Here is a 5,554-nt window from a genome sequence, read left to right as displayed (position 1 = left end):
CCAGCCACTCTTATTTAGATCATGCAAACGTCGAACAACGAGAACAATATTTAAATAAATTAAAAATAGCGAAAAAGCCCAGACTATCAAGGCACTGGCTCCAGAAAGAGAGCTATAAAATTCAAAATTAAATAAATTGCTTGAAAGCTGAAAACTTCCAAGAAATGAAGCCAAAATGAAATAGCCCAAGAGGGTGACTAAATAAATCAGTCCATAACCACCTAAATAGCTCATGCGATTAAAGCGTCCATGAATTGAAAACGGACTATCTTTAAAAGGGAGTTGTGGTGGGCGTGAGGAGCTTGTTTGGGCAAACATATTATTTTATTCCTGTGTTGCGTATGAGAGACAAAATAATCTTTGTTGATGATCAAAACCATCAAATCTTGAAAAAATTATAAAAGTAAAAGCTATAGACAAATGTTTTAAATCAACTTAATTTTATAAAAATGTTCACAATTTCGTGTGCTTGAGTAAGTGGTTAATATATGACCAAAGTCGCATTGTTTAGACTTTGAAAGAGTCATCATACTGCAAAGGCATGCAAATAAGATCCAGTAAAATAATAGCCACAGTCTCGAGATGGGATGCACAAGATCAAGGAAGTTGCGTATGAATGAGATCTATCCAGTACCAGAGGAATTTAAAAAAACAGCTCGTACTGTTGAAGCAGACTACTTTAAACGTTATCAACACTCTATCGAGAACCCAGATGAATTCTGGGCAGAGCAAGCTAAAATTGTCGATTGGATAAAACCATTTACCCAAGTTAAAAATACGAGTTTTGACAAAGACAATTTCAAAATTGAATGGTTTGCTGATGGTGAGTTGAATGTGTCAGCAAACTGCCTAGACAGGCATCTTAAAGAACACCCTCATAAACCTGCAATTATTTGGGAAGGGGACCATCCTTCTCGTCATAAGATCGTTTCTTATAAAGAATTACACGACGAAGTCTGCCGTTTTGCCAACGTTTTAAAGAAATATGGCATTGGTAAAGGTGACCGTGTTGTACTGTATATGCCGATGGTCACTGAGGCTGCAATTGCCATGTTAGCCTGTGCTCGTATTGGTGCTGTTCACTGCGTGGTGTTTGGTGGGTTCTCGCCCGATTCTTTAGCAAGTCGTATTGAAGATAGCCAAGCTAAACTGGTGATTACCGCAGACTCAAGTCTACGTGCCGGAAAACTATTACCACTCAAAGAAAATGTCGATTTGGCTCTAGAGTTGCCAGGTACAGAGTGTGTTGAAAATGTAGTGGTGGTTTACCGTAATGCGAACCCGATTGAAATGAAGCCGGGGCGTGATTTGTGGTATCACCTCATTATTATGGAAGTGGATGCCAACTGTCCTCCAGAACCGATGAAGGCAGAAGACCCATTATTTATTCTCTATACCTCGGGCTCGACAGGTAAACCAAAAGGTGTTCTGCATACCACAGGTGGTTATTTAGTTTATGTAACAAGTACCTTTAAAGAAGTTTTTGATTTAAAACAAGATGATGTTTACTGGTGTACGGCCGATGTAGGCTGGATTACAGGTCATAGCTATTTGATCTATGGCCCGCTTGCAAATGGTACGACGACTTTAATGTTTGAGGGTGTCCCTCAGTATCCAACATGGGCACGTCTTGGTCATGTAGTCGATAAGCATAAAGTCTCTATTTTATATACAGCGCCAACCGCGATTCGCGCCATGATGCGAGAAGGTGATTCGTTTGTACGTGAAAGTAACCGTAGCAGCCTGCGGCTACTTGGTTCGGTCGGTGAGCCTATTAACCCTGAAGCTTGGAATTGGTACTACAACGTTGTTGGCGAAGGCCGCTGCCCGATTGTGGATACATGGTGGCAAACCGAAACAGGCGGTATTTTGATTGCTCCATTGCCGGGTGCAACTGCTTTAAAACCGGGTTCCGCAACACGTCCGTTATTTGGTATTCAACCTGCCATTGTAGATGGTGAAGGCAATGAGCTAGAAGGTGCGGCTGAAGGTAATCTTGTGATTAAAGATTCATGGCCGGGCCAGATGCGTACCATTTGGGGCGATCCTGATCGCTTTATTGAAGCGTATTTCTCAACCTTTAAAAATACCTATTTTACAGGTGATGGTGCTCGTCGTGATGAAGATGGCTATTACTGGATCACAGGTCGAGTTGACGATGTCTTGAACGTTTCAGGCCACCGTTTAGGTACTGCTGAAATTGAAAGTGCTCTGGTGTCACATGAAGCCGTGGCAGAAGCTGCGGTGGTGGGTATGCCGCATGATATTAAAGGACAAGGTATTTGTACTTTTGTGACTCTACAAGCGGGTGTTCCAGAGTCGGAAGAACTGCGTAAAGAGTTAATTAATTGGGTACGTAAAGTGCTTGGGCCAGTAGCTTCACCTGATGCACTACATTGGGCACCAGCATTACCTAAAACGCGTTCGGGTAAAATCATGCGCCGTATTTTAAGAAAAATTGCGGCAAATGAGCTGGATAGTTTAGGTGATACCTCAACCTTGGCTGAACCTGCTGTAGTAGATCAGTTAATTGCAACGGTTTATCCTGATAAGCAAAACTAATTTTAAAAAAGCCCCAAATGGGGCTTTTTTATTAAGCTTTATTAAGAGTTTGCTAAAAAGTCAGCAGTATTTTGTACATTTGCAAATGTACTAAGCGCAGTTAAAAAAGCTGTTTGTACATCTTCAGCTTTTGTAGTCTTTCCAGCATAGCTTAAATCGCGAGTTGCCGTTGCATCTGCAATCAATATTGGTTGATAGCCTAGTTCTTTAGCTGCGCGTGTGCCTGAATCAATACACATGTGAGTCATCATGCCTGTAATCACGAGTTGCTCAATTTGATGTGTTTTTAAAAGTTCATCTAAATTGGTTTCTAAAAAACTGTTTGGATAATGCTTTGTCACGATTAATGAATCACTGCTAGCACTGAGTTCAGGGTGAAGTAAAACTCCATCTGTATTTTCTTGGAAGAAACTCGCTTGTGGCGGGTTAATATGTTGCACATAAATGATTGGCAAGTTTTTCTCGCTAAAATATTGTTCGAGTTGTTTTATTTTTTCTAGCGCTTGCTCTGGCTCAACCAATTCCATTTTGCCATTTTTAAAATAATCATTTTGTACATCGATAATTAATAGTGCTTGTTTCATGAGATCACTCTTGTTGATATGAGATAAAACAAGATTATTCTCTGACCGTAAAATCGGCTATAGTCAGATGAAAGCATTACCGCCAGTTTTCTTTCGCCATGAAAAATGAATATTGAATTAGACCCGATTGATCTAAAAATTATTGCATTGCTTAAACAGGATTCTCGACTAACCAATAAAGAAATTGGACAGCGAGTTCACCGGACAGGGCAGGCAGTGGGCGCTCGAATTGCTCAGTTAATGGATGCTGGTGTCATCAAAAATTATACGATTGCTGTGCAATATTCGCATAAACAATTTATTCATTTGCATTTAAATGAACAACGCGCATTTGAAGAAATTGAAAATTTGGTTAAGCAATATGAACAAATAGATGAATGCTTTAAAGTTATGGGCAATGCTTGCTATATGATTGTGAGTCATTTTGAACCCGCAGCATTAAATGAATTTATCGAGAAACTTTCAAAATGGTGCCGTTATTCGGTTGAAACAGTGATTCGAGAAGTCGAGAAATCTTAAAAAAATAAAGGCCCCAAGCCGAGTCTTGGAGCCAATAAGTCTTTATTTTTAATTTATTGTTTTTATTGTCTTGCGCTGCTTTAAATGAAGTTTTTTAGGCTGATTTCGCTTGAATTTCTATCTCCTTTTCTTGTTGAAGTTCTAATTGGCGAACGAGTGGTAGAACTTTTTCCCCAAAATATTCTACTTCTTCAATGAAATGTAAGAATCCAGAAAGAATCAAATCAACACCTACATTTTTAAGTGCCACAATACGCTCTGCAATTTGCTGCGGTGTACCAATTAAATTGGTTTTAAAGCCATCGTTATATTGCACTAAATCTTCAAAACTTGATTTTGCCCAGTTACCTTGTTGCTCTGGAGAAGCTGCACCTGCTTCACGTGTTGCATCGCCAAACGCATTTACGGCTTCAGTGTTGGCTTTATCAATAATTTCTTGAAGTACCGCTTTTGCTTCTTCTTCGGTATCTCTAGCAATAATGAAAGCGTTCACACCAATTTTAACCTGATGATTATTGGCTTTCGCTTTAGTGCGAATATCTTCGACTTGTTTTTGAATTTCCTCTACGGTATTACCGTTGGTGAAATACCAGTCCGATACGCGTGAAGCCATGTCACGTGCAGCACGTGAGCTCCCGCCTTGAAACACTTCAATATGAGGCTTTTGCAGAGGTTTTGGTTTAAGTGTGTAGTTTTGGAATTGATAGTATTTACCATCGAAACTATAGTTATCGGTGGTCCAGATTCCTTTTAACGTACGAATAAATTCTTCAGAGCGGACGTAGCGTTGATCATGCTCTGGCCACTCTTCACCAATCGCATCAAACTCTCCTCTAAACCAACCACTCACCACATTAATCGCAATACGGCCTTCGGTTAGATAATCAATTGTTGCAAGTTGCTTAGCTGCGAGTGCCGGTTTCCAGGGGCCGGGCAGAATAGCTGCAATCACCTTAAGTTTTTCAGTTTTTGCCAATAATGCATGACTGAAACTCACTGATTCATGCTGGTTTTCTGCTCCGTACCCCGCCGTAAAACGAATTTGAGTGAGCGCATATTCAAAACCATTTTTTTCGGCAGCCTGTGCCAGTCGAACATTGTAGTCATAACTCCAGTCTGTACGCTGTTCGATGTTACTTACTACAAGGCCACCGCTTACATTTGGTACCCAATAAGCAAATTTAATAGGTTGTTGTAATTGCGTCATGGTTTGCTCTCCCAATTCGTTATTTTTATTTAGGCATACTGCTGTTAGGCAACATGCGTTAATGATTTACCAGACTTGTGATGCAAGCGAGACTCTGCCGCATCAAGATCAGGCACAGCCGCTGAAGGTAATACTTCTTCTTGCTCAATTTGCTTGTTAATACCAAGCTCTTGATTTGCTTGCTGAGTCTTAGATTTGACTACTTCAGCACGTTCACCTTTCGCTGGTGCCCATTCTAAAATTGGCAATGCACGCGCTACTGCTAACGTAATACGATCTGATAATTGCTCGCTTTTCACCGTATATTCAGGGGTAAAGTCACGATCAGTTGCATATACGCCAATTGGTAAAGTTTGTGCTTGGAAGAAGCTGAACAATGGACGAAGTTGATGTTCAAGTACTAGTGCATGACGATCACTACCGCCTGATGCTGCTAATAGTACAGGCACATCGACCAATGCAGTTTGTTCAACAAAATCAAAGAAATGTTTGAAAAGACCCGTAAAAGATGCGCGGTAAACTGGTGTACCTACAATTAAAGCATCAGCTGCTTCAACCGCTGCAAGATCATCTTGTACGCGCTGTGGAAGTTGGTTGCGATAAAATGCACCGCCTAATAAAGGCCCAATTTCGCTTAATTTAATAAAGTGAACTTTAATGTCGGTTGCTTCGGATAACTCAT

The 5,554-nt window shown here is 40.5% G+C and carries 6 protein-coding genes; 2 read left to right on the top strand and 4 right to left on the bottom strand.

Going from position 1 to position 5,554, the window contains the following annotated elements:
• A partial coding sequence (locus UC75_RS21065) for a DUF805 domain-containing protein (protein WP_228137260.1) occupies nt 1-318 on the bottom strand: 318 nt, incomplete at its 3' end.
• Between the two features lie 294 nt (nt 319-612).
• On the opposite strand from UC75_RS21065, the gene acs reads away from it, so the two are divergent.
• Nucleotides 613-2,562 (top strand): acetate--CoA ligase, encoded by a 1,950-nt coding sequence (gene acs, locus UC75_RS10230; RefSeq protein WP_049837519.1) that lies wholly within the window; start codon nt 613-615, stop codon nt 2,560-2,562.
• Nucleotides 2,563-2,603: 41 nt separating this feature from the next.
• On the opposite strand, the gene UC75_RS10225 is transcribed toward acs, so the two are convergent.
• The gene (locus UC75_RS10225) at nt 2,604-3,146 is read right to left on the bottom strand and encodes a cysteine hydrolase family protein (protein ID WP_049837518.1); all 543 of its coding nucleotides are present in this window, start codon (nt 3,144-3,146) and stop codon (nt 2,604-2,606) included.
• 105 nt (nt 3,147-3,251) lie between these two features.
• Here UC75_RS10225 and UC75_RS10220 point away from each other — a divergent pair, with 105 nt between their 5' ends.
• Nucleotides 3,252-3,665 carry an Lrp/AsnC family transcriptional regulator gene (locus UC75_RS10220; protein WP_005066843.1) on the top strand — a complete coding sequence of 138 codons (414 nt, stop codon included), beginning with the start codon at nt 3,252-3,254 and terminating at the stop codon, nt 3,663-3,665.
• Between the two features lie 94 nt (nt 3,666-3,759).
• Here the strand turns inward: UC75_RS10220 and sfnG are convergent, their stop codons facing one another.
• Both sfnG and UC75_RS10210 read right to left on the bottom strand, forming a co-directional pair.
• A complete protein-coding gene (gene sfnG / locus UC75_RS10215; RefSeq protein ID WP_005300669.1) occupies nt 3,760-4,872 on the bottom strand; it encodes a dimethylsulfone monooxygenase SfnG in 1,113 nt (370 codons plus the stop codon).
• A gap of 44 nt (nt 4,873-4,916) precedes the next feature.
• Nucleotides 4,917-5,554, bottom strand: a 638-nt coding sequence (locus UC75_RS10210; protein ID WP_049837517.1) for an NAD(P)H-dependent oxidoreductase, incomplete at its 5' end; no start/stop codon positions are given.

This window comes from Acinetobacter sp. V2 (assembly GCF_001188385.1).
Taxonomy (GTDB): domain Bacteria; phylum Pseudomonadota; class Gammaproteobacteria; order Pseudomonadales; family Moraxellaceae; genus Acinetobacter; species Acinetobacter oleivorans.
The sequence above is the reverse complement of the archived record's forward strand: the minus strand, read 5'-3'. Positions and strand labels throughout refer to the sequence as shown.